Source organism: Echinicola shivajiensis, assembly GCF_018642165.1.
Taxonomy (GTDB): domain Bacteria; phylum Bacteroidota; class Bacteroidia; order Cytophagales; family Cyclobacteriaceae; genus Echinicola; species Echinicola shivajiensis.
On sequence record NZ_JAHHZM010000001.1, the window covers coordinates 498,596 to 515,954 of the forward strand.

Consider the following 17,359-nt stretch of genomic DNA (forward strand, 5'->3'; position numbering starts at 1 on the left):
TTTTCATAACTTTAGGTCTTCAACCTATTAAACCAAAAAAAATGGAAATTGCTTTAATCGCTCACGACGGAAAAAAGGCTGACATGGTTCATTTCCTAAGTGGTTTTAAGGACAAGTTGTTGGGTAAAAACATCCAACTTTTTGCCACTGGCACTACTGGATCACATATAGAAAGATCTGGCTTTCAAGTAAAAAAATTAATGTCCGGCCCATATGGCGGTGATGCCCAAATAGCGGCAATGGCAGCTCAAAAAGAGCTGGACTTGGTAGTGTTTTTTAGAGACCCTTTGGACAAACATCCACATGAACCAGATGTTCAGATGTTGATGAGAATTTGTGATGTTCATAATATTCCTTTGGCTACCAATCTGGCCTCTGCAGAATTAATGTTCAAACAATTAACGAGCGAAATTGAAGATGGAAAATAATGCAATCACAAAAATAGGCGTATTGACTTCAGGTGGCGATGCTCCGGGAATGAATGCAGCCATTAGAGCAGTCGTTAGGAGTGCTTTTTATTATAACTTAGATGTTTACGGTATTTATAGAGGCTACGAAGGAATGATACAAAACGATATCAAAAAGCTGAGCAGCGCTGATATCGCTTATATTCTTGAAAGAGGTGGCACCTTCCTTAAATCTGCTAGAAGTATGGAGTTCCGTACTCCAGAAGGCAGAAAAAAAGCCTATGAAAACCTTCAAAAACATGGTATCAACGCATTGGTAGTTATCGGTGGGGACGGTTCTCTTACAGGGGCCCATCTTTTTTACAAGGAATATGGTATTCCTGCCATAGGTCTACCAGGCACCATTGACAATGACCTTTCTGGGACTGACAATACCATTGGTTTTGACACTGCTTGTAATACAGCCATTGAGGCAATTGATAAAATCAGGGATACAGCTACTTCACATGACAGACTGTTCTTCGTAGAAGTAATGGGAAGAGATTCCGGCTTTATCGCCATCAATGCAGGTATTGGGAGTGCTGCTGCTGCCACTTTGATTCCTGAGAAGAAAATGCCAGTGGAAGCATTAATTGACAGGCTAGAGACCCGTGCCAAAGCAAAAAAACAAGCCAACGTGGTAATTGTTGCTGAAGGAGGAAAAAGCGGTGGAGCTTTGGAGATTTCGAAAAAGGTTAAAAAGCATCTCCCCAACTATGACATTAAAGTAACCATTTTGGGACACTTACAAAGAGGAGGATCCCCTACCTCATACGATCGTGTATTGGCCAGTAAACTGGGGGTAGCTGCCGTAGAGGGGTTGATTCAAGGGAAATGTGATGTAATGGCTGGTGTAATCAACAACAAAGTGGTCTTCACTCCAATCAAAAGAGCCATCGTAGATGACAAAGAAGTAGATGAAGAGGACTTCAGAGTAGCAAAAATCCTTTCTACTTAAAGAGTGCACTCATTAAGAAATATGGCCGGACAATAGAATTGTCCGGTTTTTTTTTTTTTAATAAGCTAAATTAAAAGGGATACCCAATAGCAAAATTCAATATCAGATTCTCCCTTCTCCAGTCGCGCTTAAAGGGTTTGAATTCCAGTTGCCACCTATCACCTTCTTCTTCATAGGGCTTTTTAATTGGACTGGCAAAATCAAATCGAATAACAAAAAAATCAATATCGATCCTTAATCCTATTCCCGTACCTATCCCTAGTTCACTCAACCAGGAATTACTAAACTTCCCTCCTGGCAAGGCTTCATTTTCGTTCATTAGCCAAACATTTCCAGCATCCATAAAGAGTGCTCCCTTCAAAAATGAAACGATAGGAAACCTATACTCAATATTGCCTTCAATCCTAATATCCCCTGTTTGCTCAAAATATGATTGATTGTTTACTGAATCAGGCTTATACGTACCTGGCCCCAGAGACCTGATCCTAAACGCCCTGACACTGTTTGGACCGCCAGAAAAATACTGCTTCACATATGGCAGTGAAACCGAATTTCCATATGGAAGTCCTAGTCCCCCAAACAGCCTTGCGGCAAGTACTTGGCCCTTTCCTACTTTTATATGGTACCTTAAATCAACATCCCCTCTTACGTACTGTGCATATTCCAATCCAAAAATCTTACCTGGATCATCTTGGGTATTCTTACCGTCTATTAAGCCTATCAGGTTACCTGCCATATCCAACTGGGTGCCTATATAAAATTGGCTTTCCCTAAAATCATCCCCTAGCTGGCTATAATTAAAATTATAAATCAAGCCAGGAATAAACTGTTGTTCAAAGCTTCTTCTTAAAAACGGATTTTTATCCAAAATTTCTTCAAACTCAGGAGAAGTGTCTGACAGGTTTACTATGCTTAAACTGACTGGTGTAATTTCATGGTAAACATATCTACTAGAATTCCAGTAAAGGCCATAACTAGTGGAAGCAGAGTTTAATCTATAAAGACCTATCCGATTCAGGGACTCTCCGCCTAGACTCACTTTGGTTTTAGGTACTGAATAAACAAACCGATCTTCTATTAGCTTAGGGAAAACCACCCTAGGAAAAATCATCTCAGCATTCATACCAATATCATATGTGCTTAAACCGGTTCTATCTCCACCAGCTATTTGGACCTCATATCCAAAATTAGCTGAGATATTGAATGTCTCTCCACCAAAGAACATATTGCGGTTCCTAAAGGTCACCTGAATAGCAGGACCAATAAAATTATTAGACTTGGATAGCCCTTGAAGTTCAGCCCTGATCGACCGTTTTTTCAATGGAGATAAATATATATCCGCATTCAAGCGTCTTTCTCCATCCTCTGAAAAAGTGGAATCTTTTTCCGTATACCGTAAATTGACATATCTGTAATTTCCTATTGATGACAATCTATTCGTCGTAAGCCTGGACAAATTAGAATTATATCTCTCTGACTCCTTGATCAAAATATATTTCTCCAATAAATCCGGTTTGAACACCAATTCATCTTGAATATAATCTATACCTTCAAGATTGGTAGTATCTTGATTTTTGGCCTCTTCCTCTATGGAGTAATTTGGATAAACCTTGATCTGATCCACTTTATAAGGAACAATGGCTCTTTCCGGAACATCCAACTTCAATCTCATAAAAAGATCATACTTTCTATCCTCATAATTATTGGTGTCTGCTTCAAAGATTAAAAAATCAGCATTGAAATTATAATAACCTCTAAGTCTTAGTTCTTCGTTGATCCTATTGCGTTCCTTTTTAAAGGCTTCAAGCTCAAACCTAGTTCCTTTTGTTAGTTCTGTACTTTTTAAAATATCCGCTAGTTCTTTATGGATTTCCAAAGAGTCTCCCAATAACTCCAGTTTTTCCATCATATAGGGCTTGGACACTTCCACCTCATACTTCATCCCCAAATACTTCCCTTTTCCAGTGCTTTCAGAATTGGATTGTGAATAAAAAAAACCGTTGTTTTCTAATCGGTTAAGTAAAAGATTTTCCGTCTTATTTGGATCAACCATACTGAAATACACAGGCTCTTGGCCAATTTTCTTTTTCAAAAACCTATTGATAAAACCAGGCTTTTCCTCACTACCCTTGTAATACGCCCACAAGCCCATTCGCATTCCTAAAAATTTACTGTTGGCCTCGGGCCTAAGGAGTTCTTCCAGCCTAGACTGTACTCTTTTGAGGGTCTTTTTAGAAATTGCCTTATCCGTTGATTTCACTTCGAGAATTGCCCCTGTATATAACTGTTCCCCTTCTGGAATAAATTTCCCTACCCCACAAGAAAACAGGAAAAATGAAGAGAACAGAATTATAAAAATATTTTTTACCATATGGATCACTATTCATCTTTTTCGGAAGAGCTCACTGTTTTATTTTCTTCACTTTTCTGATCTGGATTACCCAATTGCACTCCCTCCCTTTCCCCCTTCCAGAATTCATAAAATTTATTAAATTCTCTATTTAGGATAAAGGCAATCCCAGTTACAATGAGTTGCCCATCTATTATACTTTCGTATTCATTTTTTCTGAAACCTCTGATTCTGTATCTACCGCTTTCCGTAAGTAGATATTCAAGGTTAACATTTCCAAACATGGCCGTATTACCGTTTTGAGAACTTTGACTTGTTCCTTCCAGGTCCATCTGACTACCTACTTGAACGATCAATCTATCATCAAAAAGGCGCTTTCTGGCATTGACACTTAATTGGGTCCTATCTCCCTCATAACCTGAATAACTATCCAAGTCGAAATCAAGCTCAAAACCAGAATTCCCCAACACGTTACTGGAAAGGTTATTCAGCTGACTAGACAACATCTGACTTACGCTAGATCTCGCCAAACCAGTAGTCATATTTCCTGATTCATTTCCCTCTGTATTAGGCATGAATTTTTGTAATACAAGTAACGAAAAAACCTGCCTGTTCAGCTCTCCTTCATCCTCGTTAACCTGCTGGAGGGCCTCATAAACATTTCCCCCCATTGCCCCTTGTTCATCCTCTGGCATGTCTAACTTGAAGAAAATCTCAGGCCTAAGCAATTCTCCCTCCACATTTAAATAAACCAAAAAATCCAATCTTTCCCTGTACTGGTTAGCAACATCAGTACTTACTCCTGAAATCTGAGAAGCCATTAACTCGCTGGAGGAAGTACGTACTTCATAGGAGGCTGTTATATCCAAATCGGCATCCATAGGATTGCCCTTCCAAGTAATAGTGCTTCCCTTTACAATATTGAATTTCCTACTGACCAAACTATAAAGACTCATCTCATAGTGACCCTTTTCCAACTCATAAACTCCGGTCATGTTCATCCTCCCATTTTGATCAATGGCAAAATTTATGTCAGCACGGCCTGCAATCAATAAATTATCCCCCGAACGCTCATCCACTATTACTTTAAATTCTGCTTTAGGATCAACTTTAAAAAAGGCCTCAAGCTTCATTCCTGTATAGAGAGACTTCACCCTTTCTCCCTCAGTTTTTGTCAATATATCATTTGGATCATTCCTATCTACTATTAATACCACTCCTTCCCTTTCTACCACATCCAATTCGCTTTCAGGAATTACAAAAGTCAAATTTGTTCCTTCATTAACTTTTAAATCAGCTTTAATGATGGGCAAACTCATGTCTCCGCTTATTTTTACATCAGCATCGACATTGGCCTTCCCATAAAATAGTTCATTATTTTCTCTATCTGAATCCAAAAGCTGAAATTTGTTCGCCTTTAGATTCAAATCAAAAGCTATATTGGCCATATCTGAGGTATTGACCTCTCCATCCAAGCTAAAGCTATTCCCGCCTGAATCTTTGAAAGTGTAATTATCAAAATAAATACCATCCTGATCTATCTTTAGAGGCTGTTCCGGCAAGGAAAATTTTGAATTAAGTCTTTTAACATTCAAAGCGGCGCTATTGAAGGAAAAGTTACCATTATATTTTGGGGATTCTGTATTCCCACTTACCACTAATTCCCCCGTCAAACTACCTTTTGCCTCACTTATCTCCTCATTCAACAGATTTTGAAGCACTTCCAATTTAAATTCATTTAAATTCAGATTTAAATCCAAATCCGCCCCGGACTCTTTTGCTGCATAGTCCCCTATTAAATCCAAATCAATACCCCGATCCTTCAAGGCAAGGTTAAAATCATAATTCCCGGCATTTTTTGAAGAAGCTTCAAGTTTTAAATTCCCAAGGTTTGCCCCTAAAGCCATTAGCTCATCAATTTTCATATCTGCCAATAGTCCTAAGGCACCAAAAGGGTTTTCAACTATAAATTCCCCGTTAACCTTTCCTCCGATTAAGAGTTCATCTGGATTTAACAAACTTATAAGGGTTGCCAATCGGAAATTGGTAAAGGATAAACCAATATGAGTCTCTTCGCCATTGGACAAATTATTGCTAAAACTGATTTCTTGCTCACTATTTGAAAAGGAAAAATCCTTAAAAACTGCTGATTTTTTCGACAACAAAACCTGATTGTTTTCTGGCACATTCCAGCTATTCCTATTCATTATCAGGTTTTCAGGAATCACATGAAAAGCCAGCGTATCCCCTATCGATTTCAGTTCAGAATCCATATAATACAGTTGCTCATCCCCATCAAAAGAAGAAAAATTCAAGCTCAGCAATTCGTTATTCAGTTGCCCCGCTAACTTGGTCTTTCCAATGGCAAGAGGGGAAGCTTTTATAGATCTTATCCCGAGTCCAAAATCCATATTCTCACCATCTCCATTAGCCTCTACAGAAAGGCTATCAATAATGACATCATTATATTTCATTCTGGGCAAATCAACTTGAGCAAAAAGCTTCTTTTCTATTTCATTGAAGTCAACTTGAATAGTTACAAAATCCATTTGTTCCAAACCTCCCAAAATCACCTGATCTAAAACTGGCGCTGAACTAAAAATCAAATCTGTATCTAAAATTACCCCCTTACTATTTAGAGAAAGTGAATCAACAACTAGGCTGTCGCTTGCCAAGCTATCCCTTAAATACCGTTGGAAATGTTCCTGAAGTCCAATAGCAATCTGTTCTGGAGAGGAGTTTGATCTGGCATATCCGTTCAGCATCAAACTTTTTATATCCATGCTGGTACTATCAGGCCTGACCAATGCATCCAGATCAAAATTTCCCAAGGGGTAGCTATTTTCATCATAAACCACCAAACCTTCCCTTACCGAGGCTTTCAGATCAAATGAATCCGGATTCCCATTAAAATCTGCCTCCAGCTTCATTTTAGTCCTGATATCCTTCTGGCTGAATCCCAATGCCAACAGGTTAACTCCGCGCAAATCCAAAATAGCACCGTAATGGGCATTAAGTGAATCTAAGCTTAACTCCAAATCAAGATCTAAATCAACATATTCATCTACAATGGACAGCTTAACAGTGCCCTCACCATCAACTAATTCCCCCTCAAGAGATAAATCTGAATAATTATACCCATTATAAACTAATTGGTTGAAATCAGATTGAAAATTGGCAGATAGGTTTCCCAAACTATTTCCCTTCCCAGAGCTGGAGAGCGAAAAGCTCAAGGTGTCCAAACCCATCTCAGGCAGCAGCCGCCCTAAAAGTATTTGTTCGGCCTTAAGATCAACATCATATGCAAGAAATCCCTTATCACTATAACTTCCTGACATTTCTATATCCCCCTCTGGCATCATTAATTTGGCTTTGGCAAAAATTTCAGACATGCCCCCTTTGACTTCACTGATAAAGTCGATCTTCTCAGGGAATTTCACCCCGTAATCCTTTTCATCAGCAAATTTGCTGATATCATTCCTATTGGTAGAAAAATTCAGTTCATCAAAGTCCACCAGAAGGTTTTCCACTTCCAAAGGACTTGAAATGCTTCCCTTCGCCTTTAATTTGGTATTCTTGCCCCAATTAAATTCAAATTGGGATACCATTATCTCATTCAGGGTCCCTTCTGTTTTTATGACACCCTTAAAATCTCGCTCAGCCAATGCCATTACATAAGGATCCTGCTTTAGTTCCGGTGCAAAAGGATAAGCTTCCCTGACAGATAAATTTATATTGGGAAAATCAAGAGAAAAACCTGATTTTTCGGGCTGAGAGATCAGTTCATTTATGGATGCATAAGTAACCTTCATGACGCCATTTATTTGACTGTTTGAGGTTGCCAATCGAAGATTCTCCAATGCCAGTCTTTCCTGATTTAAATCAAATTGAAAGGCAAATTCCTTAAGCGTCAAACCACTATTTTCTTTAAAATCAAATTGATCAAGCGAAAGTCCTAAACCTGTCTGGTTTAGATAAACCTGTGAAGCCTTGAAATTGATGTCCCTCAACCCCATGGCTTCTGGATTAAACAGCCCTGTTTGTGTTTTCTGTTGCCCTAGTGCATAGGCAATTTCATTATTGGAAAAATCAATAGAGCCAATATCAACTATCCACTCTGGCCATTCAAATTTCCCTGTAGCACCTTCTTCATTAGATTCAGCAGTCTCAGGTGAAGCAGGCAACTGTATCCTTATTTTTGATTGGGACAATGCTAATTTTCTCAAATCAATTTTTTGACCTTTCAAATCCGCTTCAGGTAATTGGACCAACAAATCCCCCAATTCAACCTGAGCATTAATTTGGTCGGGAAGTGATTCATAAAAAGCCTTCACAGCTTCAATTTGAAAATTATCTATAATGATCAATGGCAGGATAGTCTCTGTAGTGTCTTCTTCCGATGGTGGGAACGCTTTGGTCTGCTGATAAAAAGCCTCTGAATCCCTAAACTGAAAATCACTGATATAAAAGCCCATATTTTCTAGATCCAGCTTTTCTATCCGGGCATCTAGACTGCCCAAATCCAATCTGCTTATGATCCCCAGCTCTTCATCCTCATATTTCAAATTAAAGTCTTTTAATTCAATAGGGCCAATTGCTATTTCTGGAAAGGAGCTTTCCTCTTCAGGATCAGGCTTTGGGGCAATGCTGTCATTTGCCGATTGATCAACGAAGGCCTCCATTAGAAAGTCAAAATTAAAAGCACCATCCTCTCCTCTGAAAACATTGGCTTTCAAACCTGTCCATTGAATTTTACTTATATGAATAGCCCCACTCTTTATTAGGGGCATAAACTTGACCCCTGTCTCTAGCTTTTTTGAGTAAACCAGGGTATCTCCCATGACATCCTCCAAGTACAACCCTTCCAGGAACAGGTTCCCGGAAAAAGTAAAATAAAGGCGATTGATATCAATCTTGCTATTCGTTTTTTCAGAGGCATAACTGACCACTTTCTGAACAATAAAGTCTTGCCCCCAGGGACTTCTCACAAAAAGAAAGAGCAAAAAAACAAGCACTAAAAGGCCCAAAAGTATTTTCAGCAATACCTTAAAAATCTTAAATAATATCAGTTTTACTTTATTCAAATCAAATATTTCGACATTTAATCAAAGATAAATAAGTAAAAGTCATACAAAAAGAAAATGTTTTAAAGAGGTTCAAATTCATAATGAACTTTGACCACTTTAAAACAAAAAAGAGCGATAAATCGCTCTTTTCGTCACTTCTTAATCCTCTTAAAATCAATGCATACCGTTCATTGAAGACATTACTGCTTCTACATCAATCCCCAATCCCTTTGCTACCTTGGCACCAAACTCCTCATCCATTCTAAACCAATGGCACAGCTGCCTATTAATAATCTCTTGCCTTTTTGGTCCAGAAATCCCACTCATTGCTGAAATAGTATTATTTATGGCATTATCCTGCTCATCTGGCCCCATCACATCCCTAAACAAAGTTCTTGGCTGGGAATAATGGTCACTCCCCCCTTGCTTGCTGTTTCTATCATACCAATCTGCTATACTTTCTCCCAAATCATCGGAAGGCTCCCTATAAGATTCATCAACCTCAATTTCATCAAAACTGTTGGGATAATAATTAGGCTTTCGGCCTTGGTTTCCATCCACTCTCATCAAACCATCCCGTTCGTAATTATTGACGGCATAAGGACATCTATTAACAGGAATTTGTTCATAATTGACTCCTAATCTATACCGGTGGGCATCAGGATAGGACAATATCCTGCCCTGAAGCATTTTATCTGGGCTATAGCCAATACCATCCACCACATGCGCTGGGGCAAATGCTGACTGCTCTACATCTTGGAAATAATTATCTGGGTTTTGATTCAACTCCATTTCCCCGACCTCAATCAATGGAAAATCTGCATGTGGCCACACTTTGGTCAAATCAAATGGGTTAAAGTCCACCTTTTTAGCTTCCCCCTGGGTCATTACCTGAATATTCAAATTCCATTTTGGAAAGTCTCCACTCTCTATTGCCTCCAATAAATCCCTTTGAGCAAAATCCATATCCTTGGACTTCATTTCCGCAGCTTCCCTGTCTGTAAAGTTCTTAATACCTTGTACAGTTTTAAAATGAAATTTCACCCATACCTTTTCATTCTTACTGTTGATCATCGAAAATGTATGAGAACCGTAGCCATTCATATGCCTATAACCAAAGGGGGTACCTCGATCGCTCATAAGAATCAATACCTGATGAAGTGATTCTGGCATCAAAGACCAAAAATCCCACATCATGGTCGGAGATTTCATATTGGTGTATGGATCGCGTTTTTGGGTATGAATAAAATCACTAAATTTTTTAGGGTCTTTGATAAAGAAAATAGGGGTATTATTCCCTACCAAATCCCAGTTTCCATCCTCGGTATAAAACTTCACAGCAAAGCCTCTTGGGTCCCGCTCCGTATCCGCAGATCCTTTCTCACCCCCTACTGTGGAAAACCTCACAAAGACCTTTGTCTTTTTGCCAATTTTATTAAAAAGCTTTGCCTTGGTATATTGGGAAATATCATTGGTCACTGTAAAAGTCCCAAAGGCGCCAGAGCCCTTGGCATGTACTACTCTTTCCGGAATTCTCTCCCTGTTAAAATGGCCCATTTTCTCATGAAGAATGTAATCCTCCAACAAAACCGGACCTTTAGGGCCCACTGTCTTAGTATTGTCATTTTCAGCATAAATCCTTCCAGATGCGGTAGATAGCTTATTGTGTTTATTTCTTTTGTCCATTTGGCTGTTGTTTATTGTTCTTTCACTTATTTAAAGGTAGGCCTTCAATCACTATTTAAAAAATTGATTATTTCTATATAACGATAACTGGAATCTATGACTCTATTTACGAAAAACCATTGACTTGGAATCTACAAAAAACCTATGAAAAGACCTGCCCTTTACTTCTTAGAATTCAAAGGATTTGGTTAAAGGAACCAAATGTAATTTCAAGCGTAAAACATTAATGAATAAAAGCCTGTCATTTTGTCGGTATTTTATTAATTTCGCAACTCAATTAGATAGAATGAGTGATATGGAAAATATTATCAAAGACATTGATATAATTCCTGCAGAAGAGGCGCAGGCATGTGATTACAAAACCACTGAAGAGGAGAATACAGGAAAACACAAAAAGCTATATATAGAGAGCTATGGATGTCAGATGAATTTCTCTGATAGCGAGATCGTTGCTTCCATAATGAAAGAAAATGGATTTGACACCACAGCCAATTTTGAGCAAGCTGATGTGATTTTCCTAAACACCTGTTCTATCAGAGAAAAGGCTGAACTTACCGTAAGAAAAAGGCTCACCCAATTCAAAACTATCAAAAAGGAAAAGCCAGAAATCACTATAGGTGTTTTAGGCTGTATGGCAGAAAGGCTCAAGGACAAATTACTAGAGGAAGAGAAGCTAGTTGATGTGGTAGTAGGACCAGATGCCTACAGAGATCTCCCCAATTTGGTCAAGGTAGCTGAAGAAGGTGACAAAGGTGTCAACACCTTCCTTTCTAGGGAAGAAACCTATGCGGACATTTCACCGGTAAGGCTAAACTCTGATGGAGTCAGTGCATTCATTTCCATCATGAGAGGTTGTGACAATATGTGCTCCTTCTGCGTCGTTCCATTTACCCGTGGAAGAGAAAGAAGTAGAGACCCACATTCCATCGTAAAAGAAGCACAAGAACTGTTTAACCAAGGGTATAGGGAAGTCACCTTACTTGGTCAGAATGTAGACAGCTTTAAATGGTCTCCTGAAGAGAACAATAAGGCGAGGCTTAACAAGCAGGAAGATGCTGTAAGTGAAGTAATCAACTTTGCCAATTTATTGGAAATGGTGGCAAAAGTCGGTCCTCAGCTGAGGGTAAGATTTTCCACCTCCCATCCAAAGGACATTACAGACGAAGTGCTTTACACCATGAAAAAGTATGATAATATCTGTAAGTACATTCACTTACCTGTTCAAAGTGGCAATAGCAGGGTACTCGAATTAATGAACCGTACCTATGACAGAGAATGGTACCTTGAACGAGTGGCTAAAATCAGAGAAATCCTTGGTCAAGAATGTGGAATTTCCTCAGATATGATTGCAGGATTCTGTACAGAAACTGAGGAGGAGCACAAAGAGACACTCAGCCTGATGGACATCGTAAAGTATGATTTTTCATATATGTTCTATTATTCTGAAAGACCCGGTACCCTTGCTGCAAAAAAATATGAAGACGACATTTCTTTGGACGTTAAAAAAAGACGTCTTCAGGAAATCATCAACAAACAATCCCAACACTCACTGGAAAGAAACCAGCTTGATGTAGGACAGGAACAATTGGTATTGGTCGAGGGCACTTCCAAAAGGTCTGAAGAGCAGTTAAAAGGAAGAAATTCCGCCAACAAAGTGGTGATTTTCAATAGAGGAGGCTACAAAAAGGGAGATTATGTCCGTGTTAAAATAACTGATTGCACTGCTGCAACCTTATTTGGGGAAGTAGTTTCATAAATCCAAAAAGACAAAAGAATTTATGATCTCAGACGCAGAAGTATTATCAATAAAACAACGGTTTGGAATAATCGGTAACAGCCCATTATTAAACCATGCCATTAGGGTAGCCATGCAGGCCGCGCCTACTGACATGACGGTCTTGATCACTGGGGAAAGCGGAAGTGGTAAGGAATCTTTTTCCAAAATCATCCACTCTATCAGCAAGCGCAAACATGGTAAATTCATTGCCATCAACTGCGGGGCTATTCCAGAAGGGACCATTGACTCTGAATTGTTTGGACATGAAAAAGGCTCCTTTACCGGTGCTCATGAAGCTAGGAAGGGTTATTTTGAAGTAACTGATGGAGGATCTATTTTCTTGGATGAAATTGGTGAAATGCCATTGGGAACTCAAGCCAGACTCCTCAGAATTTTAGAGAACGGAGAGTTTATCAAGGTAGGCTCCTCCAAGGTGCTTAAAACAGATGTCAGGGTTATCGCGGCCACCAATGTCAATTTGATTAAGGCCGTCGAGAAGGGAAAATTCAGAGAAGACCTTTACTATAGATTAAACACTGTTCCTATTTATGTCCCTCCTTTAAGGGAAAGAGGAACTGATATCATCTTGTTGTTCAGAAAATTCACCACTGACTTTTCTGAAAAATACAATGTGACTCCCATCTCACTTGATAACGAGGCCAAAGAATTACTACTTAAGTTTCCTTTTAAAGGGAATATCAGGCAGTTAAAAAATTTAGCAGAACAAATATCCTTATTGGAAGAAGACCGGGAAGTAAATGCCATTACGATGGCCAAATATTTACCTACCACCGAATCCAATCTTCCTGCACCTTATACCCATTTAACTGGAAAAGAAGGGGATAAATCCAGTGATTTTTCAGAACGTGAGATCCTTTATAAAGTCTTATTTGACATGAAGAAGGACATGACCGACCTGAAGAAATTGGTTTTGGACACCTACCAATCCGGAGAGATCAATTCCAATATCATTAAGAAGCACCATTCCCTGTTTGAGGACATGGATACCTCTGTACCATTTGAAGAAAGTCCAGAGAAGCCACAATCTTCTTTGCCTATCATTTTGGAATCAGGCTCTTCTTCCAAAAACGAGGATTATGATGATGAAGGTATTGAGGATATCATGCATGAGGAAGATGACAGTTCCCTATCCATAGAAAAGAAGGAAAAAGAACTGATCATCAAAGCACTGAGAAAGCACAATAATAAGCGAAAATACGCTGCTCAGGACTTGGGAATTTCAGAAAGAACCCTTTATCGCAAAATCAAACAATATGATATCAATGAGTAAAGTTAAACTCATTATAGGATACTTACTTTGCCCCTTCTTACTGCTGACAGCATGTAAGGTGGAATATAGTTTTACTGGAACAACCTTGGATTACAATGTCACTAAGTCATTTTCAGTGGCCAATTTCTTTAATGATTCTGGGGGAGGTCCAGCCAATATGGGGCAAAACTTCACTGAATCCTTGAAGGATTATTTCCAAAGAAACACCCAGCTAGAGCTTGTACAAAGTAATGGTGACCTTCAATTCGAAGGTGCAATCACTAGGTACACCATCACTCCTCAGGCTACAGTTTCCAGTAATGATCCCAACCTACCTGATAGGGCCGGACAGATGAGACTGACCATTGCTGTGGAAGTAAACTATATGAACCTTTCCAATGAGGAAGAGGATGCCAAGAAAACTTTTTCCTTCTATCAGGATTATGACCCGAGGAATACATCTTTGCTAACCGTAGAAACGGAGTTAATAGACACTATTTTTGAAAACATCATTCAGGATATTTTCACTTCAACTGTGGCTAATTGGTAATTTTCTTTAAATTAGATAATTAAACAAACGGACGAACCTGTGAATGCAGCTGAACTTTTAAGTATCATTAAAAAAGGCAACGACCTTGAAAAGGAGGACTTCAAAGCTTTGATAAAGCTCCATGAAACTTTCCCCTATTTCTTGGTACCAAAGGTCTTGGCAGCCAAATACGAGCTAAACGTATCTAATGGAGAGTCCAAAGAATTATTGCATTGGGCTGCCGTCCAAAGCCCAGACAGATCCTGGCTCAAAACCTTAATTGAGCAAGATTTACCATTTTTGGTGGACCAACAAACAATAGATGAGCCCCAAAAGATTAAAGAAGAAGAACCTGTTATATTAGAAGATAAGCCTGAGCCCAAAGCAAGAGAGAAGGAAGAAGAACTTGAAGAAAGTCCTAAGTCGAGTCCCGTTAGCAATAGCCGTGCAGAGGTATTAAAAAAACTGGAAGAAAACCTCTCCAAGCTTAGAAACCAAGAAGCTGAAAAAACTACGGCTCCAAAGGAAAGCAAAAAAGAAACGCCAAAGTCCAGCACTGAAGAAAAGTCAAAAGAAAAAAATCCAAAAACAGCAAAGAGAAGACAAAAATCCGGAGATGACCTGATTGAAACTATCAGAAAAAAGGAGAAAAAGGTCATAAAGGATGTACGCAAAAAGGAACAAATAGACATCATAAAAGCCTTCAGCAAGAAGGAAATCAAGATGGCTACTATCAAGGAAAATGAAGACAGCAATAAGCTTCAGGACCTTTCCGTAAAAAGCACCCAACTTAGTGATAAACTGCTATCTGAATCTTACGCCAAGTTATTGACCAAACAAGGCAAAAAAGACAAGGCCAAAGAAATTTATGAGAAATTAATTTTGAAATTTCCGAAGAAAAAGGCTTATTTTGCGGACTTAATAAAAGAGTTAAAAGATTAAATTCAATATTATATGTTTACTTTAATAATCAGTGTCATCATCGTTTTGGCCGTATTATTGGTACTAGTGATTTTGGGCCAAAATTCAAAAGGCGGTGTTGGTGCTGCATTTGGAGGTAGCGCTTCTCAAATCATGGGAGTTACCAAAACTGGAAATATTTTAGAAAAATCTACTTGGGTATTGGCTATTGCTATCCTAGTACTTTCCCTAATTTCCTCTGCATTTATAGATGACACAACTTCTAGTAGCGATGAATTTGCTTCACCTAACATCGAAAGCGCAAAAGAGAAAGGAATAACTCCTACTTTTGGCGAAAGTGAAAGCATCCTTCCAAGTGAGGAAGCATCGACTCCTACAGATAGTGCTGAATAAGTTTTTAAATAAAAAGATTTTAAATAGCCCGTTTTATAAACGGGCTATTTTTGTTTTAGTCCCTTTAATTTTCTAAATATTTGTTAATAAACCCATTTAATTTTGGCACTATCTCGATTTAGTAGTACCTTTTAATTTATGCTAAACCAAAACAGTTAAATTATATTTTATGTTTGAAAATTATCAAAGCCTTGAAGATATAGGAGCTAATGATTGGCCAAATATTATCTTATGGGCTGCACCTGTAATGTTCGCATTGGTATTTGCAGAATGGGGATTAAGTATTTACAAAAACAGAGATTCATATGATGGTAAAGACTTCTTGGCCGCCTCTTCCATTGGTTTAATCAATGTAGGAATCAGCGCAATAATCAAGGTTGCCTTATTTTCCGCTGTCCTATTCTTTTGGAATATCGTACCATGGAAAATCCCTCCAACTTGGTGGTCCTTTATCCCATGTTTTATTGCCATTGATTTCGCAAGGTATTGGGCGCACAGAATTGCACATGAGCAACGATTTTGGTGGGCTACTCACGTGACACACCACAACTCCAACAAGTATAATTTCTCTGTCTCATTTAGACTAAGCTGGACTCAACATATCAAATTCATCTTCTTCATTCCTGTGGTAATGATTGGATTTGATCCTTTTGTTTTCTTTATCTGTCATCAAATTGCAGTGCTATACCAATTTTGGATCCATACCGAGTATATCCATAAACTCCCTGCTCCCATCGAGTATATTTTCACAACTCCTTCCCATCACAGGGTTCACCATGCCAGTGATGAGCATTACTTGGACAAAAACTATGGATCAACCTTTATCATTTGGGATAGGATTTTCGGAACTTTTATGCCAGAAGCGGAGAGACCCAACTATGGCATTACTAAACCAGTGACCTCTTACAATCCTGTCTATTTGGTATTCCACGAATGGTACGATATTGTCAAAGATTTAAAGCAGGCAGAAAACTCAAAGGAGGCCTACAAAATTCTTTTTGGCAAACCTGGTGACGAGGTAATTAAAAACAGGGAAATCAGAAGACAAAAACTCAAAGAAGCTAAAAAGGAAATAGCGGGTTCAAAAATAAGTCCAGCTCCAATATTAAATGAAAAAGAACCTTCATTACTCCAAAAGAGAATGGACAAATAAAAAATAAGCTCCCTTATAAGGGCGCTTATTTTTATGCTATCATTTTCATTAATAATCTCTTGCTGATCGGAACCACCGTCTCAAGTAAAGGCACACGTTTTTTACTATGCACCCTCCATGTAGCAGGATTGGGCATATCTTTATTCCGCTTGACCAGTTCGAGTTTAATCTGTTCAAAACTTTGAACGAGGGAACTGTGCTGCTTATCCAAATAACTAAAAGCTATCCCCCTTAATTTCTCAAAACTGTTCTCAAATAATTTCACCTGGTAGCGATAAATAAATACTTCGGAAGAATTATCAAAAGAAAATAACACATAGCCTTCCTTCTGATAAATCGGACTCAATCCTACAGGCTCAACCTCCAAACTACTTTCAACAAGCTCATAAATAGTTTTACCCTGTTCTATCTGTTCTTTTATTTTTGGAATGGAATATGCCATAATTTCCTCAAGCTCTTGCATTACTTGATCATCAGGCATCTCCACGGTCTTTTTAAACGCCATCTTTTCATGATCAATACCAGTCAGTCTTTTTGGAAAAGCTTGTTTGAGCACTTCCTTCTTATTAGAAAAGCCCAAAAGGATTTCATAATGCCTAACCAAATCACCCAATGGGGGATAAAGCTTAGCATCACCAAAATGCTTGTCTACTTGTTTCAAATAGGCCAAAAGCAAGTATTTTTTATACTCAAAATCTATCCAGCCTTCAACAATCCAGTTATCTGACAGTGTTTTCATAAAGGGTATAGTTTTATAGAATTTAATAAAAAACTGACATAGAAACCAATTTCAAAAAAGCAAAATTGACA

General features: G+C 38.5%; 12 protein-coding genes. 8 read left to right on the forward strand and 4 right to left on the reverse strand.

The window, feature by feature from the left end; translation table 11 throughout:
* The first annotated feature begins 41 nt into the window (after positions 1-41).
* On the forward strand, positions 42-428 hold the full coding sequence (locus KMW37_RS01975; protein WP_186756354.1) for a methylglyoxal synthase: 387 nt from the start codon (positions 42-44) through the stop codon (positions 426-428).
* On the forward strand, positions 418-1,404 hold the full coding sequence (gene pfkA / locus KMW37_RS01980) for a 6-phosphofructokinase (protein WP_215222917.1): 987 nt from the start codon (positions 418-420) through the stop codon (positions 1,402-1,404). The genes KMW37_RS01975 and pfkA overlap by 11 nt, the downstream gene beginning before the upstream one ends.
* Before the next feature lie 70 nt (positions 1,405-1,474).
* On the opposite strand, the gene tamL is transcribed toward pfkA, so the two are convergent.
* The 3 genes from tamL to KMW37_RS01995 form a co-directional block, all read right to left on the reverse strand.
* A complete protein-coding gene (tamL, locus tag KMW37_RS01985) occupies positions 1,475-3,775 on the reverse strand; it encodes a translocation and assembly module lipoprotein TamL (protein WP_215222918.1) in 2,301 nt (766 codons plus the stop codon).
* An 8-nt stretch (positions 3,776-3,783) separates the two neighbouring features.
* Positions 3,784-8,838, reverse strand: coding sequence for a translocation/assembly module TamB domain-containing protein (locus KMW37_RS01990; protein WP_215222919.1), 5,055 nt, complete (start codon positions 8,836-8,838; stop codon positions 3,784-3,786).
* A 156-nt stretch (positions 8,839-8,994) separates the two neighbouring features.
* Entirely contained in the window at positions 8,995-10,506 is a 1,512-nt protein-coding gene (locus KMW37_RS01995; protein ID WP_215222920.1) for a catalase, read from the reverse strand.
* Between the two features lie 295 nt (positions 10,507-10,801).
* Between KMW37_RS01995 and miaB the strand changes: the two genes are divergently transcribed.
* The 6 genes from miaB (at position 10,802) to KMW37_RS02025 (ending at position 16,549) form a co-directional block, all read left to right on the forward strand.
* Complete coding sequence (gene miaB / locus KMW37_RS02000; RefSeq protein WP_215223406.1) at positions 10,802-12,262, forward strand: tRNA (N6-isopentenyl adenosine(37)-C2)-methylthiotransferase MiaB; 1,461 nt, start codon at positions 10,802-10,804, stop codon at positions 12,260-12,262.
* A 22-nt stretch (positions 12,263-12,284) separates the two neighbouring features.
* A complete protein-coding gene (locus KMW37_RS02005; RefSeq protein ID WP_215222921.1) occupies positions 12,285-13,574 on the forward strand; it encodes a sigma-54 interaction domain-containing protein in 1,290 nt (429 codons plus the stop codon).
* Positions 13,567-14,103, forward strand: coding sequence for an LptE family protein (locus KMW37_RS02010; RefSeq protein WP_215222922.1), 537 nt, complete (start codon positions 13,567-13,569; stop codon positions 14,101-14,103). Before KMW37_RS02005 ends, KMW37_RS02010 begins: the two co-directional genes overlap by 8 nt.
* Before the next feature lie 39 nt (positions 14,104-14,142).
* Positions 14,143-15,024 (forward strand): hypothetical protein, encoded by an 882-nt coding sequence (locus tag KMW37_RS02015; RefSeq protein ID WP_215222923.1) that lies wholly within the window; start codon positions 14,143-14,145, stop codon positions 15,022-15,024.
* 12 nt (positions 15,025-15,036) lie between these two features.
* Complete coding sequence (gene secG / locus KMW37_RS02020; RefSeq protein WP_215222924.1) at positions 15,037-15,396, forward strand: preprotein translocase subunit SecG; 360 nt, start codon at positions 15,037-15,039, stop codon at positions 15,394-15,396.
* 169 nt (positions 15,397-15,565) lie between these two features.
* On the forward strand, positions 15,566-16,549 hold the full coding sequence (locus tag KMW37_RS02025) for a sterol desaturase family protein (protein ID WP_215222925.1): 984 nt from the start codon (positions 15,566-15,568) through the stop codon (positions 16,547-16,549).
* Positions 16,550-16,580: 31 nt separating this feature from the next.
* On the opposite strand, the gene KMW37_RS02030 is transcribed toward KMW37_RS02025, so the two are convergent.
* Positions 16,581-17,288, reverse strand: a complete 708-nt coding sequence (locus tag KMW37_RS02030) for a hypothetical protein (protein WP_215222926.1) — start codon at positions 17,286-17,288, stop codon at positions 16,581-16,583.
* Positions 17,289-17,359 lie beyond the last annotated feature (71 nt).

What these genes read in the sequence shown, in the direction of transcription:
- KMW37_RS01975 (WP_186756354.1), top strand. Translation starts at nt 42, where the DNA reads ATGGAAATTGCTTTAATCGCTCACGACGGAAAAAAGGCTGACATGGTT.
- pfkA (WP_215222917.1), top strand. Translation starts at nt 418, where the DNA reads ATGGAAAATAATGCAATCACAAAAATAGGCGTATTGACTTCAGGTGGC.
- tamL (WP_215222918.1), bottom strand. Translation starts at nt 3,775, where the DNA reads ATGGTAAAAAATATTTTTATAATTCTGTTCTCTTCATTTTTCCTGTTT.
- KMW37_RS01995 (WP_215222920.1), bottom strand. Translation starts at nt 10,506, where the DNA reads ATGGACAAAAGAAATAAACACAATAAGCTATCTACCGCATCTGGAAGG.
- miaB (WP_215223406.1), top strand. Translation starts at nt 10,802, where the DNA reads ATGGAAAATATTATCAAAGACATTGATATAATTCCTGCAGAAGAGGCG.
- KMW37_RS02005 (WP_215222921.1), top strand. Translation starts at nt 12,285, where the DNA reads ATGATCTCAGACGCAGAAGTATTATCAATAAAACAACGGTTTGGAATA.
- KMW37_RS02010 (WP_215222922.1), top strand. Translation starts at nt 13,567, where the DNA reads ATGAGTAAAGTTAAACTCATTATAGGATACTTACTTTGCCCCTTCTTA.
- secG (WP_215222924.1), top strand. Translation starts at nt 15,037, where the DNA reads ATGTTTACTTTAATAATCAGTGTCATCATCGTTTTGGCCGTATTATTG.
- KMW37_RS02025 (WP_215222925.1), top strand. Translation starts at nt 15,566, where the DNA reads ATGTTTGAAAATTATCAAAGCCTTGAAGATATAGGAGCTAATGATTGG.
- KMW37_RS02030 (WP_215222926.1), bottom strand. Translation starts at nt 17,288, where the DNA reads ATGAAAACACTGTCAGATAACTGGATTGTTGAAGGCTGGATAGATTTT.